The following is a 15,359-nucleotide window of genomic DNA, read 5'->3' on the forward strand; positions in this document are numbered from 1 at the left end:
GCGGAATCCCCGGCATTGCCTACTTCGTGCTCAGCGCCCAGTCCGGCTGATCGGCGAAGGTCTGGCTTTCCTTGTTGATCAGCTTGCCGTCCACCTTCTCCACACTGCGCAGATAGACGTTCTGGCGAATGTGACGCGTGGTTGGATCGATCGACACCGGACCGCGCGGCGAGACCCACTTCATGTCCTTGACGGCATCGACCGCCTTGGCGGCATCGCGCTTGCCATCGGTGGCCTCGATCATCTTGTAGATCAGGCGCGCGCCGTCATAGGCTGCGACCGACGTCATGGTGACTTCGTCGAGGTTGCCGCCGCCCTTCTTGATGGTGGCAAGGAAGGCCGCGTTTTCCTTGGAGTCGTGCGACACCGAATAGTGATAGGTCGAGAGGATACCGATGCCTGCATCGCCAATGTTCGGCAGATCCGGCTCGGTGACGACGTCACCGGTCGACATCAGCTTGACTCCGCCGGCCTTCAACCCGTTGTCGATATAGGCCTTGACGAAACCCAGCGTCGGCGGGCCGGATGGCAGGAAGGTGAAGATGGTGTCCGCGCCGGAATCCTTGATGCGCTGCATGATCGGGCTGAAGTCGGTGGTGGCGAGCGGAATGCGAACCGCTTCGACCACCGCGCCGCCCTCACCTTCGAACGTCTTCTTGAATGCCGCTTCAGCATCCACACCCGGACCGTAATCGCTGACCGCGATGGCCACTTTCTTGGCGCCGTTCTTCAACGCAATTTTCGCGGCAGGCACGGTGTTCTGCCACATGGTGAAGGAGGTGCGGACGATATAGGGGCTCTTCTCGACGATCGACGAGGTCGCCGCATTCATCACGATCAGCGGCGTCTTGGATTCTTCCAGCAGCGGCGCGATGGCCATAGCGTTCGGCGTGAAATAGACGCCAGCGAGATATTGCACCTTGTCCTTGACCAGCAGCTCCTGCGCCAGCGCCTTCGACTTGGCGGGATTCGGGCTCTCTTCATCGCGATAGATGAATTCGACATCATGCTTGCCTGCTTTGGTGCCATGCTCGGCGACCCAGGCGTCGATGCCCATCTTGAAGTTCTTGCCAAACAGCGCGTAAGGGCCCGACATGGTGCCGATCACGCCGACCTTGATGGTGTCGGCGGAGGCCGTGCCGGTCATCAGACCGAGAACGGCCAGTGCAAGAATGGATTGGCTGCGTCTGTTCATTTGCGGTTGTCCCCGTTGGAAAGTTAAGAAAACTATTCGGCAAACCTGTATTCAATAAACGTGCCGAGATGGCCCGTTTGATCCGGCATCAGCGCGCCGAAATGACGCGTCAAAACATCTCGAAATATTCGCGCTGCTCCCAGTCGGAGACTTCCGCCTGGAAGCGATCGATCTCGGCATTCTTGATATGCGTATAATAGTCAACCATGGTCGCGCCCATCTTCTCGCGGAAGAAAGGATCTTCCTTGAGCGCGAAGGTCGCCTCGCGCAGCGACTTTGGCAACAGATCGGCATTGGTCTCGTAAGGCGTGTCGGCTGATGGCCCCGGATCGAGCTTGCGATCGACGCCGTCGAGACCCGACAGGATCTGCGACGACATATAGAGATAGGGATTGGCGGCGGGTTCACCGACGCGATTTTCGATACGCGTCGCGGAATCGCCGGCACCGCCGAGCACACGCAGCATCGCGCCGCGATTGTCGCGGCCCCAGATCGCACGATCCGGCGCCAGCGAATAGGAGCGATAACGCTTGTAGCCGTTGATGGTCGGCGTCGTGAACACGGTCGCCGCACGCGCATGCGTAAGAAGCCCCGCGAGATAGCCCTGCCCGAACGAGGACAGCGGCTGCGTGCCCTCGGTCGGCATGAACGCGTTTGCGCCGTTTGCACGCGATACGATCGACTGATGCAAATGCCAGCCAGACGACACGACGTTCGGAATCTTCGGCCGGCACATGAAGGTGGCGTGGTAGCCGTGGCGATGCGCGATCTGTTTCACGGCCGAGCGGAACAGCACCATGCTGTCGGCCGGTGTCAGGCCGACAGTCGGCGCAAAGGTGAATTCGCACTGGCTCGGGCCGTATTCGACTTCCACCGAACGTAATGGAAGACCAAGCGCGATCACGTCGCGCCGGATGATTTCGAGCACCGGCTCCATCTGGTCGTAGCGCTGCTCGGTGAGGTAATTGTAGCCGTGCGAGAGAAGGCTGACTTCCGGCGGATTGCCGGGCTGGCCGGCGTCTTCCGGCTTCATCCGGTTGTTCTCGACATTGAAGATATGAAATTCAACTTCAAGACCGGCGACGAAATCGTAACCACGGCTGCCGAGATCGCCGAGCACCTTCTTGTAGAGATTGCGCGTCGCGAACGGCACCGGGCGGCCATCGGCGAAATGCACATCGCACAGAACCCACCCGGTCTCAGGCGCCCAAGGCAGTATCCGAAACGTGCTGGGATCGGGAATCATCAGAACATCGGCCGCGCCCTGCATTTCGGGAATGCCGAAGCCGCCGCCGGCGGTGAACACCGGAAACACCGTCTTGTGCGACGTGTCCTTGGCGAACATGGTCGTGGTGATCGAGCAACCGCTTTCGAGACAGCGCAATGCCTCGCTGGCGATCAGCGTCTTGCCGCGCAGGATGCCGTGCTGATCCGGAAACGACAGCCGGATCACTTCGAGCTTGTGCTCTTCGACCATGCTGCGCAGCCGGACGGCTGCTTCCTTTTGCTCCGCGGACCACAAACCGTGACGTTCAACAAAACTCAACGCACTCTCCCGCGGCTGTTCTGATCGATCTTCACTCTGCCGCCGGCAGGTGGATGACATTGGACCCCGGCTCGGTCTGATCGGCCGGAGCGGCTGCCATCCATGGCGCACCGCGACGACGGGCGACGTCGACTTCCATCCAATAGGTTTCCCAGCCCTTGGTCGGCCCGATGCCGTCCATGGTGCCCGGACCCTGAATGCTGCGTGCGGTGTCTGCATCAAGGGACATCATCGGCCTCTGGCCGCCGGCAACCTTCTCGATCTCCGCACGCAGCAGCTTGCGATAGGCGATGATCGCCTTGTCGCTGGAGCCGAGATGCTCACGGGTACGATCCTGGATCTTGCCCATGGATTCCACCGCCCACTGGTCGTGGACGTTGATGTCGGCGCCCATGCCGGTATAGGTCTCGTGCTTCTGCTCGTGCGGATTGAAGCCGTAGTCGTTGGTCTTGTTCTTGCGCGAGGTGTAATTCGGTAGCTCGTAAAGTTCGAGCCGCTGGTCGGTCATCTTCTTCTTGTCGACCGGCGTCGTGTAGCTGGTGAAGATCGCATACCAGTAGCAGTTCTCGTCATCGACCGGCACATGCCACTGGGTGATCGTCATCTCCGTGCTCATGGGGATGACGAAGCCATGCGGGAATAGCTGGTTGGTGACGCGCACATGGGTACGCTCCTCGTCGAGCTCGCGCAGCGCAATCAGGCGCAGGCCGTATTCGGTCGATTCCACATTGATGATCGGGCGATCATATTCGCGCAGGATCTTGGTCATCGGCAGTTCGGTGCCCGCGGAGGCGCCGCGGAACTGCTTGCCATAAGATGCCTTGACGTCCTCGTCCTCGAAGAAGCGATGCAGGAACGAGGCATGGGCGGGATCGATGCCGACCTCCAGCGCCTGCAGCCAGTTGCATTCGAACAGGCCCTTGAAGGCGAAGGTGTACTGACCGGGGGCCGCGAAGCAGTCGATTTCCGGGAATGCCGGCGGCTCGCCCTCGCCCAGATAGGCCCAGAGAATGCCGCCCTTCTCGACCACGGGATATGCGCGCTGCTTGATGCCGGCGCAGAGCTTGGAGGTCTTCGGCTCGGCCGGCGTCTCCAGGCACTTGCCCTCGACGTCGAACAGCCAGCCGTGAAACGCGCAGCGCACGCCGCCGCCTTCGAGACGGCCGAACGCCAGATCTGCGCCGCGATGCGGGCAGTCGCGATCCAAAAGGCCGTAGCGGCCCTGCTCGTCGCGGAACAGGACAAAATCTTCACCGAGCAATTTGACCGGACGGATCGGACGATCCTCTTCGAGCTCAACGACCAGTGCCGCCGGCTGCCAGTATTGGCGCATCAGCTTGCCCGCGGGCGCCTTGGGCCCAATGCGGGTGATCAGGTCGTTCTGCTCTTGGCTCATCATGGCAAGATTTCCTTTTTAACTCTGGCGATGCGCCTTTTAACGCTGAAATACAATCTTGCCGCCGACCATCGTCATATCGGCGGTGATGTCCTTGATCTGGTCGTCCGGCACCGTCATGAAGTCGGCGGAGAGCACCACGAGGTCGGCCAGCTTGCCGGCCTCCAGCGTCCCCTTCCGCGTTTCCTCAAACATGTAGCGCGATGCCGCGCTAGTATAGAGGCGAAGCGCCTGTTCGCGCCCGATCGCTTCGGATGCGCCGTAGACCTGGCCGGCCGGGTCCTTCCGCGTCACCATGATATACATCGTGAGGAACGGGTTCAGCGGATTGACCGGGAAATCGGTGCCGGCGCCGAGATTCTCCAGTCCCATTTTCTCGATCAGGGTGCGCGTCGGGACCGCACGATCCGCGGTCGGCCTGCCGAGGAAACGCGCGACCGTCGCCGCCTTGTCCCACATGAAGGCGTTCTGGAAATCGATCCGCGCCCCGACGCGGCGTGCCCGCTCCATCTGTTCGGGGCGGATCAGGCTGGCATGGATCAAAACGAAGCGGCGATCCTTGATCGACTTTTCCTTGTCGGCGGCTTCGAACGCATCCAGCACCTGATCGACGCCGAGGTCGCCAACGACGTGAACGCCGACCCGCCAGCCGCGAAGGTTGGCGATCGATACCAGCTGCTTCAGCCGTTCGGGCGTAACCTGCGCGATTCCATGATAATCGTCATGTGAGTCCGGATAGGCGTCGCGCATCATGGCCGTCTTCAGGGTCATGCCGCCGTCGTAGAAGATCTTGATGCCGCCGAGCTTCAACCAATCGTCGCCGAAACCCGAAGTGGCGCCGTTGCCGCTCATGATGGCGTCCCACCCGGCCGAATCTGCGGGCGGCTCCGGTCGAAACATGGTTCCGACCCGCACCGTCGCATCGCCGGCCAGAGCGAGCTTCTGCAGAATCTGCGTGTCGCGCGCGCTTGTCGCCCCCTCGACGACGCTGGTGATACCGAGGCGGTTGAGCGCGGCCTCGGCGAGACGATATTGCCGCAACTCCTCGTCTTCGGTGTAGGGCGGCACGATGTTCTCGACCAGCGGGATCGCCGTCTCGACGAGCACGCCATTGATGTCGCCGCTCGCGTCCCGCTCGAACGCGCCGCCGGCTGGATCCGGCGTGCTCTTGCTGATGCCCGCCTTCTGCAACGCCAGCGAATTGGCCATCGAAAAATGACCGACGGTCCGCAGATAGACCGGATTGTTGGGGGACACGCTGTCGAGTTCCTGGCGGGTCAGGTAGCGCTTTTCCGCCAGCTGCGACGGCGGATGCCAGCCGCCGGTCGTGATCCACGCGCCGGGCTGCTTCTTCGCAACGAACGCCCGAATGAGATCGAGCGCGCCGGCCACGTCCTTGGCGCCGCCGAGATTGACCACATAGTCGCCGAGCCCGGCCGCCTTGAAATGCGCGTGGGTGTCGATCAGGCCGGGGACAACCGACTTGCCGGCGAGATCGATGACCCGGGTCTGCAGACCGGCCAGCGGCTTGATCGCGGCGTCACTGCCGACCGCGAGGATCTTGCCGTCGCGGATGGCCAGCGCTTGCGCGATCGTCGATTGGCCGTCGAGGGTGAGGATCTTGCCGCCCGTCAGGACGACCTGGGGCGCGTTCGGGTCAGATTGCTGCGCCACCGCCGGCAAGACGGAGGCGCCAATTGCAATGGCTCCTGCAATCAGACATTTCGCACCCAGATGCATCTCGCCGCTCCATCAACAATGTTCAATAGACGAACGAATGTGCGAATATTATCGTTAGACTAATTCCAGGCAAGCAGAATTTTGCAGCAGGATTTGCCGCGTCACTGAGCATATGCAGCAATTCACGCCTAAAGCATCACCTTGCGCAGAACGAACACTTGTTCAATATACGGACGCAATTCGGGAGCTGATGATGTCGAAGACTTTGAATTCGCGTGTGGATCGGACCCAGGGAGCGCGCTCGTGAGCGGCCTCGTGATCATCGGCGCCTCTTACGCGGGCGTCCAGGCCGGCATCAGCGCGCGCGAGAAGGGCTATCAGGCGCCAATCCGCATCGTCGCCGATGAAATCCATCTGCCCTATCAGCGACCGCCGCTGTCCAAGGCATTTCTGTCCGGCGACGTCGCGCACAACAGTCTTTTCCTCCGCGGCGAGGACTATTTCAAGACCCAGGGCATCGAACTGGTGCTGGGCCATCGCGCCATCGGGCTCGATCGTGCAGCCGGCCGGATCGCACTGGACGGCGGCGGCAGCCTGCCGTTCGATCAGCTCGTCATCGCCACCGGCTCGCGGGCGCGACGGCTCAGCGTGTCCGGCCATGAGCGCGACGGCATCGTCTATCTGCGCACCCTCGATGACGCGCTGCATCTCAAGCCCCGGCTCGAAGCAGCCAACGACGTCGTCATCGTCGGCGGCGGCTTCATCGGCCTCGAAGTGGCATCGACTGCCGCCAAGGCCGGCAAGAAGGTGACGCTGATCGAGGCGCAGTCGCGCCTGCTGGAGCGCGCGGTATCGCCGCTGATCTCGCAATTCCTTCTGGATAGCCATCGCTCCCATGGCCTCGACATCCGCTTCAACGAATCCGTCATTGCCATCGAAGGCAACAGCGCCGTGCATGAGGTCGTCTGCTCCAGCGGCCTGCGGGTGCGCGCCGACCTGATCGTCGCCGGCATTGGCGGCATCGCCAATGACGAGCTGGCCGCGCAGGCGGATATCACCTGCACCAATGGCATCGATGTCGACGAACATGGCCTGACCAGCGCGCCGAACATCTATGCCGCCGGCGACGTCAGCAATCACCACAACGGCTTCGCCGGCCGCCGCGTCAGGCTGGAAGCCGTGCAGAACGCCACCGATCAGGGCAAGGCTGTGGGCGCGATGATCGCCGGCAGACCCGAAGCCTATGACGCAGTGCCGCGTTTCTGGTCGGATCAATATGACGCCAAGCTGCAGATCGTCGGCCTCTCCGCGCCGACCGACAGCGCGGTGATCCGCGGGTCGATGGATGATGGCAAGTTCTCGGTGTTTTATTATCGCGACGGCAAGCTCACCGCCGTCGACAGTATCAACCGGCCGGGCGACCAGATGATCGCGCGTCGCCTGATCACCGCGTCACTGTCGCCAACACCAGAACAGGCCGCCGATCCGTCATTCGATCTGAAAAAATTCGAAGCAGGCAAATAGGGCGGACCCGCGGCTTATGCCCAAGATCAAGCGCCCCGACGACGAACGCGGCAATACCGACTTCATCGAGAGCCTCGATCGCGGCTTGCGGGTGTTCGAACTGTTCGGCGCACATTCGCGCCCGATGACGCTGAGCGACGTCGCCAAGGCCGCCGAGCTGCCGCGTGCCACTGCGCGCCGCATCCTGTTTACGCTGGAACGCAAAGGCTATGTGACCAGCGACGGCAAGCTGTTCGCGCTGTCACCGCGCGTCCTGGCGCTGGCTGGTTCTTACATGACGTCCAATCAGGTGGTCACCATCCTGCAACCCGTGCTCGACAGCATCTCCAGCGACGCGCAGGAGATTTCGTCGCTCGCGGTGCTCGAGGGCCACGAGGTGATCTTCGTCGCCCGCGCCAGCCCGGCGCGCGTGTTCTCTGCCGGCATCGATCTCGGCTACCGGCTGCCCGCGTTCTGCTCGTCGGTGGGCCGCGCCATGCTCGGCAAGTATTCCAACGACGACCTCACCGCAACGCTGGATACCATGGACCTCGTAGCGATGACGCCCTTCACGGTGACCGACAAGGAACTGCTGAAGGCCACCATCATCACCGACCGCGAGAAAGGCTATTCGCTGGTCGACCGCGAGGCCGAACCGGGCTTCCGCTCAATCTCCGTGCCCGTGCGGCGCTACGATGGCGCCATCGTCGCCGCCATCAATATGGGCGCCCATGTGGACCGGGTCTCGACCGGCGAAATGATCGATCGCTTCCTGCCGCTGCTGCGCGATGCCGCGGATTCGGTGAAGCCGCTGCTTCTTTAACGCTGTCCCCTCATCCTGAGGAGCGGCCACTTGGCCGCGTCTCGAAGGATGAGGAGCCCTACACTCATGGTTCGAGACGGCGCCAAGTGGCGCCTCCTCACCATGAGGTCCGAGATTGAACACGAACCAGGAATTGTCGTCTCATGCCCCATATCGTCATCGAACATTCCACCGACGGCCATGGCGACGCGCTCGACATCGCCAGCCTGATGCAGGCGTTGCACAATGCCGGCGCCGCCACCGGGGTAATGAAGGCCGCCGACATCAAGGTGCGCGCGATCCCGTATGCGCATCACCTGATGGCCGGCCGGGCCGAAGGCTTCTGCCACCTGTCGGTCTCGATGCTCGAGGGCCGCACACCCGAGCAGAAAGTCGCCGTGAGCGAGGCGTTGCGCGCGGCAATGGTTTTGCTGCTGCCGCACACCAAAAGCCTCAGCGTCGATATCAGGGATATGGACGCGGTCGCCTACAAGAAGCGAGTGAACGATTAGAGCCGCGCTGACTGCCTTCTCCCCGCCCGCGGGGAGAAGGTGGCGTCGCGAAGCGACGACGGATGAGGGGGGAGCCTCCGCAGGCGCGGAGCGAATGGAGAGCCCCCTCACCCGACTTCCACGCGCTTCGCCCGTTGCAGTCGACCTCTCCCCGCAGGCGGGGAGAGGTAAGGCACTCCCAAAACGAAAACGGCGCGGCATCCCCTGGGAAATGCCGCGCCGTTCTCAATTCAGGTCGGCTGCGGTCACCTCATGGGCGACCGCGCCGAGGGTCCGCTTAGACCGCGTCCTTCGCAGCTTTGACCGGGCGGGCGCGCACGATCTTGCGGGCCGGCTTGGCCTTGAAGGTCATGGCTTCGCCGGTGAAGGGGTTGGTGCCCTTGCGTGCCTTGGTGGCGGGCTTCTTGATGACGACGAACTTGGCGAAGCCGGGAACGAGGAACACGCCGCTCTTCTTCAGCTCTTTATAGCCGAGGGTCGCCATGGTCTCGATAACGCCCTTGACGTCCTTCTTCGAGAGCTCAGTGGTCTCAGCGATTTTCTCGATGAGCTGCGACTTCGTCATTTGGTCTGCCATTTTGCACCTTTTGGTTTGCCGTGATTCGGTGAGACAGACACTATGAGGAATTACGGGAAAAAACCCGTGCTCAATGAAATTTTCACAGATTTTGCCGGGAAAAATGATGTTTTTTGACCATCAAACCCCGATTCGACTTGTACGGCAGGGTTTAAGGACCCTCGCAAGCGCAAAATACTTAGATTAAGGGGCCTACGGAGTCGCGGCAGGCGACAGAAGCGCACTGCAAAAATCCCCCCCAGATTCGCCCCCTCACCACATGGTCTGTCGCGCCCTTTCCGGCCATTGCCGATCGTATTCCGGACCGCCGACCCGGCGCTCGCTCATCTCCGCCAGGATCTCGCCGGGCGTCGGCAGGGTTTTCGGATCGACGCGTTTATCAGGGTTCCAGAGATCGGACCGCACGATGGCGCGGGCGCATTGGAAATAGATCTCCCCGACCGTCATCACGATCACCGTGCGGGGAGCCTTCTCCTCCACGGCGAAGGACGCCAGCAGATCCGGGTCCGTTGAGAGATGCGCCGTCCCGTTGATGCGGAGCGTGGTGCCGGCACCGGGGATCAGGAACAGCAGCGCGATGTTGGGATCGCGCACGATGTTGCGCAGGGAGTCCACGCGATTGTTGCCGCGGCGGTCCGGCATCATCAAGGTGCGCTCGTCATGGATCCGGACGAAGCCCGGTTTGTCGCCGCGCGGCGAGCAATCCAGCCCCTCGGGGCCGGTGGTCGCCAGAGCGGCGAAGGGCGAGACCTCGATCAGCCGCCGATACTGCGCCGTTACGCAGTCCGCGACCTTGGCGGTGGATGCTTCGCCGATGTCATCGAGGCGGCCGTAGATCTCTTCGAGCTGCTCGATGGTTCCGATCACCGACATGGCCGCACTCCCCTCCGCCGTATCTATTGACCTCTGATGACCCGTATCAGGTCATCCGCATGATCTTCCGCGACACCGATATTGTTGATCGTGACGTCGGCACCTGATGTCTCGACGCTGCGCTTGAGCCGATCGCCGATCGGCCCATCGGTTGAGCGTCCCCGTGCCGCAAGTCGCGCCGCAAGCACTTCCGGCGGCGCCGTGATCGACACCACGACGACATCTTCATAAGAGGCACGTAGCGCCGGGATAACCGTTCGTGAGATATTGGCAACGACATTGCGGCCGGCGCGAAGCGCATCATCGATCGAGCGCGGAAGCGCATAACAAAGACCATGCGCTTCCCAGTGGACGGCGAAGGCGCCGCTGGCCTGTGCCTGACGGAACGCCTCCGGCGTGACCTGCGCATTATTCTCGAATTCCGACGCCTCGCGCGTCACCACGCGGCGCGTGAACACCACATTGTCGTCATCCGCGCAGGCGGCTTGCGCCAGACCGATCAGCGTATCCTTGCCGGCACCCGACGGGCCGACCACCAGCACCAACCGGCCGGGGCCGATCCGGCCTGCTTGCGCTTCGGATATCGCCGCGGTGTCGGTCATGCCACGCGATGTCCTTCGCGCCAGACATTGCGCACCACCGGCACTTCATGCGCCCCATGGACGCGGATCACGTCGGCGCGCTTGCCGACCGCGATCTCACCGCGGTCCACGAGCCCGACTGCTTCTGCGGGCCGCTTGGTCACCGTGCGGATCGCGCTGGCCAGATCGATGGATGGCACCTTGGTCGAAAGCTGCAACGCGCCCATCAGAAGGCTCGACGGCACATAGTCCGACGACAGGATATCCAGCATGCCTTCGCGGGCGAGATCGATCGCCGCGATATTGCCGGAATGCGAACCGTTGCGGACGACATTCGGCGCCCCCATCAGGATGCCGATGCCGGCCTTGTGCAGTCCTTGGGCCGCTTCCAGCGTCGTCGGGAATTCGGCCACCGAGACCTTATCTCCAACGGCTTCGGTGACGTTGTCTTCCGTCGTGTCGTCATGGCTCGCCAGCGGAATATTGCGCCCGTGAGCCAGCGCCACGATCGCCCGCATATTGCCGGCCGCATATTGCTGCTGGCAAGCCAGGCGTTGCGCGAACATCACATCGAGCTCGGCATCGCTCTTGCCGCCCTTGCCGCGATAATAGGTGCGCAGCTTCTCCTCATCGCGGAACTGGCGCTGGCCAGGCGTATGATCCATCAGTGACATCAGCCGGACGTTCGGCTTCGCCAAGAGTGCCTTCGCTTCCTCGACCACGGTCGGCATCGGAATCTCGCAGCGCAGATGCAGGAAGTGATCGACCCGCAGGAGACTGGCTTCGCCGGCAGATGCAATGGAATCCACCAGCACGCCGGCGTAGCTGTCGATGCCCTGGCTTGAGTCCTCGCAGCCGACCCGCACCGAGTCGAGCACCGTGGTGATGCCGGACGTGGCAAGTTGACCGTCATAGGAGACGACGGCAGCGATGGGATCCCAGAACACCTTTGGCCGCGGCATGAAATGGGCTTCGAGATGATCGGTGTGCAATTCGATCAGGCCGGGCATAATCAGATCGCCGCGCGCATCGTCGCTACCGCGTGGCGCATCACCCTCGCCGAATTCGGCGATGCGTCCACCAGCGAAGGCGATCCAGCCCTTGTCGATGACGCGGTCGGCAAGAACGATCCTGGCGTTGCCGATGACGGTTTCGGTCGATGATGCGGTCATGGTTCTCTTTCTCAGGCAGCAGCGGCGAAGGATGCGACGTCCACCAGCCGGTCGGCGATCAAGTGCCGCACTTCGTCGTCATGCACAATGGCAACCATGGCGACGCCGGCACGTTTTTTCTCGGCGACCAGTTCAACGACCACGGCTCGGTTGGCGGCATCGAGCGACGCAGTCGGTTCATCCAGCAGCAGGATCGGCAGATCGGAGATAAAACCGCGCGCGATATTCACGCGTTGTTGCTCGCCGCCGGAAAAGGTCGAGGGCGGCAGCTTCCACAGCCGCTCGGGAATGTTGAGGCGCTTGAGCAACGCCCCCGCACGCGCACGCGCCTCCTCGCGCGTTACGCCAGCAGCGAGCAGCGGCTCGGCCACGACATCGATCGCTGCCACACGCGGCACCGCGCGCAGGAACTGGCTGACATACCCGATGGTGTCGCGGCGCACATTCAACACCTGCCGCGGCTCGGCGGTCGCGATATCGACGACGTCGCCGTTGTGGCGCACTCCGATGGTGCCGCCGTCGCAGCGATAGTTGCCGAAGATCATCTTCAGGATCGACGATTTGCCGGCCCCCGACGGACCGGACAGCACGACACATTCGCCCGGTGCCACATGGAACGAGACGTTGCGCACCACAGGCAGGCGAATGCCGTCCTGCAGATGCATCACGAAGGTCTTTTCGGCGTTGCGGATATCGATCATCGGAATCATGTGGACCTCACGCCGGCAGGATCGAGGAAACGAGCAGTTGCGTATAGGGCTCTCTGGGATCGTCGAGCACCTGATCGGTCAGTCCGGTCTCGATTACGCGTCCACCCTGCATCACCATGACGCGATGTGACAGCAACCGCGCCACCGCGAGATCGTGCGTCACGATGATGGCCGACAGACCAAGCTCGCTGACCAGCGTGCGCATCATGTCCAGCAAGCGCGCTTGCACGGAGACATCGAGACCGCCGGTCGGTTCGTCCATGAAGACGAGACGCGGTTCGGTGACGAGATTGCGCGCGATCTGCAACCGCTGCCGCATGCCGCCGGAATAGGTCCGCGGCGCATCGTCGATACGCTCGGGCGAAATCTCGACGCGCTCGAGCCACGAGGTCGCGGTATCACGAATCTTGCCGTAGTGGTTCTGACCGACGGCCATCAACCGCTCGCCGACATTGGCGCCGGCCGAGACCGCCATGCGCAGCCCCATCGCCGGGTCCTGATGCACAAAGCCCCAGTCGGTGCGAAACAGGAAGCGGCGCTCGGCTTCGCCCATCGCCGCGAGATCGCGGGTCACGCCGTCGCGCATCCGGTAGGAGACGCTGCCGGTGGTCGGCGCTAACTGGGCGGAGAGAATCTGCAGCAGTGTCGATTTGCCGGACCCGGACTCGCCGACGATGGCCAGCACTTCGCCGGAATAGAGTTCGAACGACACGTCGCGACATGCCGCAAGACGGCCATAAGATTTTCCCAGGTTTGCCGCAACTAGCAATGGTTCGTCGCTGGCCGGCACCGGCACAGCGCGTTGAGTTGAATTCGCTGTCACATCAAGCATTTGCGCTCTCCGCATAGGGCGCAGCATTCTCGCTGCCGCGATGCCCCTGTGATTGCCGCGTTTCGCAATAGTCGGTGTCGGAGCAGACGAACATCCGGCTGCCCTTGTTGTCGGTGACGATCTCGTCGAGATAGCTATCCTCGGCATTGCACAGTGCACAGCAGGCCTTGTGCTTGTAGGGCTCGAATGGATGATCCTCGAAATCCAGCGATACCACCGATGTGTAAGACGGGATCGCATAGATGCGCTTCTCGCGGCCGGCGCCGAACAGTTGCAGCGCCGCGCAGTTGTCCATCTTCGGATTGTCGAATTTCGGTGTCGGTGACGGATCCATCACGTAACGCGCATTGACCTTGACCGGATAGGCATAGGACGTGGCGATATGGCCGAAGCGCGCGATGTCTTCATACAGCTTTACATGCATCAAGCCGTATTCGGCGAGCGCATGCATACGCCGCGTCTCTGTCTCGCGCGGCTCGAGGAAGCGCAGCGGCTCGGGGATCGGCACCTGATAGACCAGCACCTGATGCGCCTGCAGCGTCGCTTCGGGAATGCGATGCCGTGTCTGGATCACAGTCGCATCGCCCGTGCTCGTGGTCACCGCAACGCCGGCAGTTTTCTCGAAGAATTTACGGATCGAGATCGCGTTGGTGGTGTCGTCGGAGCCCTGGTCGATCACCTTGAGCTTGTCGACGGGGCCGAGAATCGCCGCCGTGACCTGCACGCCGCCGGTGCCCCAGCCATAGGGCATCGGCATTTCCCTGCTGGCGAACGGCACCTGATAGCCGGGGATCGCGATCGCCTTGAGAATGGCGCGGCGGATCATCCGCTTGGTCTGCTCGTCCAGATAAGCGAAGTTATATGTCGGCGCGTTCATTCCGCGGCCTCCTGAAGAGCAACTGGCGTCTCGTTGGCATCGGCGAATTCCTTGCGCAGCTTGCGGAGCAAGCCGAGCTCGGACTGGAAGTCGACGTAATGCGGCAGCTTCAGATGCTCGACGAAGCCGGTCGCCTGCACATTGTCGGAATGCGACATGACGAATTCCTCGTCCTGCGCCGGCGCCTTGATGTCCTCGCCGAGTTCGCGCGCGCGCAGCGTGCGGTCGACCAGTGCCATCGACATCACCTTGCGGTCGCTCTGGCCGAAAGCGAGGCCATAGCCGCGCGTGAAACACGGCGCCTCGGTATCCGAGCCCTTGAACTGATTGACCATCTGGCATTCGGTCAGCGTGATCGATCCCAGCGGCACCGCGAAGCCAACATCCTCGGCCATGAATTCAACCTCGACCTCGCCGAGGCGGATTTCACCGGCGAAAGGATGGTTGCGGCCATAGCCGCGCTGCGATGAATAGCCGAGCGACAGAAGAAACCCTTCATCGGCCCGCGCAAGATTCTGAAGGCGCAAATCGCGGTCTGCCGGGAAGCTCAGCGCATCGCGGGTGAGATCGCCGACCGGCTTCTCGGGATCTTCGATGGGCGACGTTTCAATCAGGCCGTCGCGGCCAAGAATATCGGTGACGCGCGGCATCACGCCCGGCTCTGCATCGGTCATGGCCGGCTGCTCGGGCGAGGATTCGCCGGTCAGCACCGGATCGAGCAAACGATGCGTATAGTCGAAGGTCGGGCCGAGCACCTGGCCGCCCGGCATGTCCTTGAAGGTCGAGGAGACGCGGCGACGCACCTGCATCTGCGACGTATCGACGGGCTCACTCGAACCAAACCGCGGCAGCGTCGCGCGGAAGGCGCGCAGCAGGAAGATCGCCTCGATCATGTCGCCGCGTGCCTGCTTGATGGCCAGCGCCGCGAGCTCGCGGTCATAGAGCGAGCCTTCGGTCATCACGCGATCGACGGCGAGACCGAGCTGATTGGAAATCTGCGCCAGCGACACTTCCGGCACAGCACGATCACCCCGGCGTTCATGGGCCAGCAGACGATGCGCATTCTCGATGGCGCGTTCGCCACCCTTGACGGCGACATACAT

Annotated in this window: 15 protein-coding genes; 3 read left to right on the forward strand and 12 right to left on the reverse strand. The window is 62.5% G+C overall.

Features of this window, described 5'->3' with window-relative positions:
* Positions 1-19: 19 nt before the first annotated feature.
* The 4 genes from AB8A50_RS13515 to AB8A50_RS13530 form a co-directional block, all read right to left on the reverse strand.
* A complete protein-coding gene (locus AB8A50_RS13515; protein ID WP_231079751.1) occupies positions 20-1,195 on the reverse strand; it encodes an ABC transporter substrate-binding protein in 1,176 nt (391 codons plus the stop codon).
* Between the two features lie 109 nt (positions 1,196-1,304).
* Positions 1,305-2,741, reverse strand: coding sequence for a glutamine synthetase family protein (locus AB8A50_RS13520; RefSeq protein ID WP_439077968.1), 1,437 nt, complete (start codon positions 2,739-2,741; stop codon positions 1,305-1,307).
* Between the two features lie 31 nt (positions 2,742-2,772).
* Positions 2,773-4,140 (reverse strand): aromatic ring-hydroxylating dioxygenase subunit alpha, encoded by a 1,368-nt coding sequence (locus AB8A50_RS13525; RefSeq protein WP_439077969.1) that lies wholly within the window; start codon positions 4,138-4,140, stop codon positions 2,773-2,775.
* A 36-nt stretch (positions 4,141-4,176) separates the two neighbouring features.
* Entirely contained in the window at positions 4,177-5,877 is a 1,701-nt protein-coding gene (locus tag AB8A50_RS13530; protein WP_439077970.1) for an amidohydrolase, read from the reverse strand.
* Positions 5,878-6,120: 243 nt separating this feature from the next.
* Here AB8A50_RS13530 and AB8A50_RS13535 point away from each other — a divergent pair, with 243 nt between their 5' ends.
* The 3 genes from AB8A50_RS13535 to AB8A50_RS13545 all read left to right on the forward strand — a co-directional run bounded on the left by AB8A50_RS13535 (position 6,121) and on the right by AB8A50_RS13545 (position 8,634).
* Positions 6,121-7,341 (forward strand): NAD(P)/FAD-dependent oxidoreductase, encoded by a 1,221-nt coding sequence (locus tag AB8A50_RS13535; protein ID WP_439077971.1) that lies wholly within the window; start codon positions 6,121-6,123, stop codon positions 7,339-7,341.
* 16 nt (positions 7,342-7,357) lie between these two features.
* A complete protein-coding gene (locus AB8A50_RS13540) occupies positions 7,358-8,143 on the forward strand; it encodes an IclR family transcriptional regulator domain-containing protein (RefSeq protein WP_439077972.1) in 786 nt (261 codons plus the stop codon).
* A 143-nt stretch (positions 8,144-8,286) separates the two neighbouring features.
* Positions 8,287-8,634, forward strand: coding sequence for a 5-carboxymethyl-2-hydroxymuconate Delta-isomerase (locus tag AB8A50_RS13545; protein ID WP_089265362.1), 348 nt, complete (start codon positions 8,287-8,289; stop codon positions 8,632-8,634).
* 277 nt (positions 8,635-8,911) lie between these two features.
* Here AB8A50_RS13545 and AB8A50_RS13550 read toward each other — a convergent pair whose 3' ends face one another.
* The 8 genes from AB8A50_RS13550 to AB8A50_RS13585 form a co-directional block, all read right to left on the reverse strand.
* Positions 8,912-9,211 (reverse strand): HU family DNA-binding protein, encoded by a 300-nt coding sequence (locus AB8A50_RS13550; RefSeq protein WP_068735221.1) that lies wholly within the window; start codon positions 9,209-9,211, stop codon positions 8,912-8,914.
* 252 nt (positions 9,212-9,463) lie between these two features.
* Entirely contained in the window at positions 9,464-10,084 is a 621-nt protein-coding gene (locus AB8A50_RS13555; RefSeq protein WP_439077973.1) for a pyridoxamine 5'-phosphate oxidase family protein, read from the reverse strand.
* A 23-nt stretch (positions 10,085-10,107) separates the two neighbouring features.
* A complete protein-coding gene (gene phnN, locus AB8A50_RS13560; RefSeq protein WP_439077974.1) occupies positions 10,108-10,686 on the reverse strand; it encodes a phosphonate metabolism protein/1,5-bisphosphokinase (PRPP-forming) PhnN in 579 nt (192 codons plus the stop codon).
* Positions 10,683-11,837: an alpha-D-ribose 1-methylphosphonate 5-triphosphate diphosphatase gene (locus tag AB8A50_RS13565; protein WP_439077975.1), complete on the reverse strand. Its 1,155-nt coding sequence runs from the start codon at positions 11,835-11,837 to the stop codon at positions 10,683-10,685. Before AB8A50_RS13565 ends, phnN begins: the two co-directional genes overlap by 4 nt.
* Before the next feature lie 11 nt (positions 11,838-11,848).
* Positions 11,849-12,547, reverse strand: a complete 699-nt coding sequence (gene phnL, locus AB8A50_RS13570) for a phosphonate C-P lyase system protein PhnL (protein ID WP_439077976.1) — start codon at positions 12,545-12,547, stop codon at positions 11,849-11,851.
* A gap of 7 nt (positions 12,548-12,554) precedes the next feature.
* Positions 12,555-13,379: a phosphonate C-P lyase system protein PhnK gene (gene phnK, locus AB8A50_RS13575; RefSeq protein ID WP_439077978.1), complete on the reverse strand. Its 825-nt coding sequence runs from the start codon at positions 13,377-13,379 to the stop codon at positions 12,555-12,557.
* A complete protein-coding gene (locus AB8A50_RS13580; RefSeq protein WP_439077979.1) occupies positions 13,372-14,256 on the reverse strand; it encodes an alpha-D-ribose 1-methylphosphonate 5-phosphate C-P-lyase PhnJ in 885 nt (294 codons plus the stop codon). The genes phnK and AB8A50_RS13580 overlap by 8 nt, the downstream gene beginning before the upstream one ends.
* Complete coding sequence (locus tag AB8A50_RS13585) at positions 14,253-15,359, reverse strand: carbon-phosphorus lyase complex subunit PhnI (protein WP_439077980.1); 1,107 nt, start codon at positions 15,357-15,359, stop codon at positions 14,253-14,255. Before AB8A50_RS13585 ends, AB8A50_RS13580 begins: the two co-directional genes overlap by 4 nt.

The organism is Tardiphaga sp. 841_E9_N1_2 (genome assembly GCF_051811065.1).
Classification (GTDB): domain Bacteria; phylum Pseudomonadota; class Alphaproteobacteria; order Rhizobiales; family Xanthobacteraceae; genus Tardiphaga; species Tardiphaga robiniae.

Coding starts and splice junctions, on each gene's coding strand:
- AB8A50_RS13515 (WP_231079751.1), bottom strand. CDS start 1,195: ATGAACAGACGCAGCCAATCCATTCTTGCACTGGCCGTTCTCGGTCTG.
- AB8A50_RS13525 (WP_439077969.1), bottom strand. CDS start 4,140: ATGATGAGCCAAGAGCAGAACGACCTGATCACCCGCATTGGGCCCAAG.
- AB8A50_RS13530 (WP_439077970.1), bottom strand. CDS start 5,877: ATGCATCTGGGTGCGAAATGTCTGATTGCAGGAGCCATTGCAATTGGC.
- AB8A50_RS13540 (WP_439077972.1), top strand. CDS start 7,358: ATGCCCAAGATCAAGCGCCCCGACGACGAACGCGGCAATACCGACTTC.
- AB8A50_RS13545 (WP_089265362.1), top strand. CDS start 8,287: ATGCCCCATATCGTCATCGAACATTCCACCGACGGCCATGGCGACGCG.
- AB8A50_RS13550 (WP_068735221.1), bottom strand. CDS start 9,211: ATGGCAGACCAAATGACGAAGTCGCAGCTCATCGAGAAAATCGCTGAG.
- AB8A50_RS13555 (WP_439077973.1), bottom strand. CDS start 10,084: ATGTCGGTGATCGGAACCATCGAGCAGCTCGAAGAGATCTACGGCCGC.
- phnN (WP_439077974.1), bottom strand. CDS start 10,686: ATGACCGACACCGCGGCGATATCCGAAGCGCAAGCAGGCCGGATCGGC.
- AB8A50_RS13565 (WP_439077975.1), bottom strand. CDS start 11,837: ATGACCGCATCATCGACCGAAACCGTCATCGGCAACGCCAGGATCGTT.
- phnL (WP_439077976.1), bottom strand. CDS start 12,547: ATGATTCCGATGATCGATATCCGCAACGCCGAAAAGACCTTCGTGATG.
- phnK (WP_439077978.1), bottom strand. CDS start 13,379: ATGCTTGATGTGACAGCGAATTCAACTCAACGCGCTGTGCCGGTGCCG.
- AB8A50_RS13580 (WP_439077979.1), bottom strand. CDS start 14,256: ATGAACGCGCCGACATATAACTTCGCTTATCTGGACGAGCAGACCAAG.
- AB8A50_RS13585 (WP_439077980.1), bottom strand. CDS start 15,359: ATGTATGTCGCCGTCAAGGGTGGCGAACGCGCCATCGAGAATGCGCAT.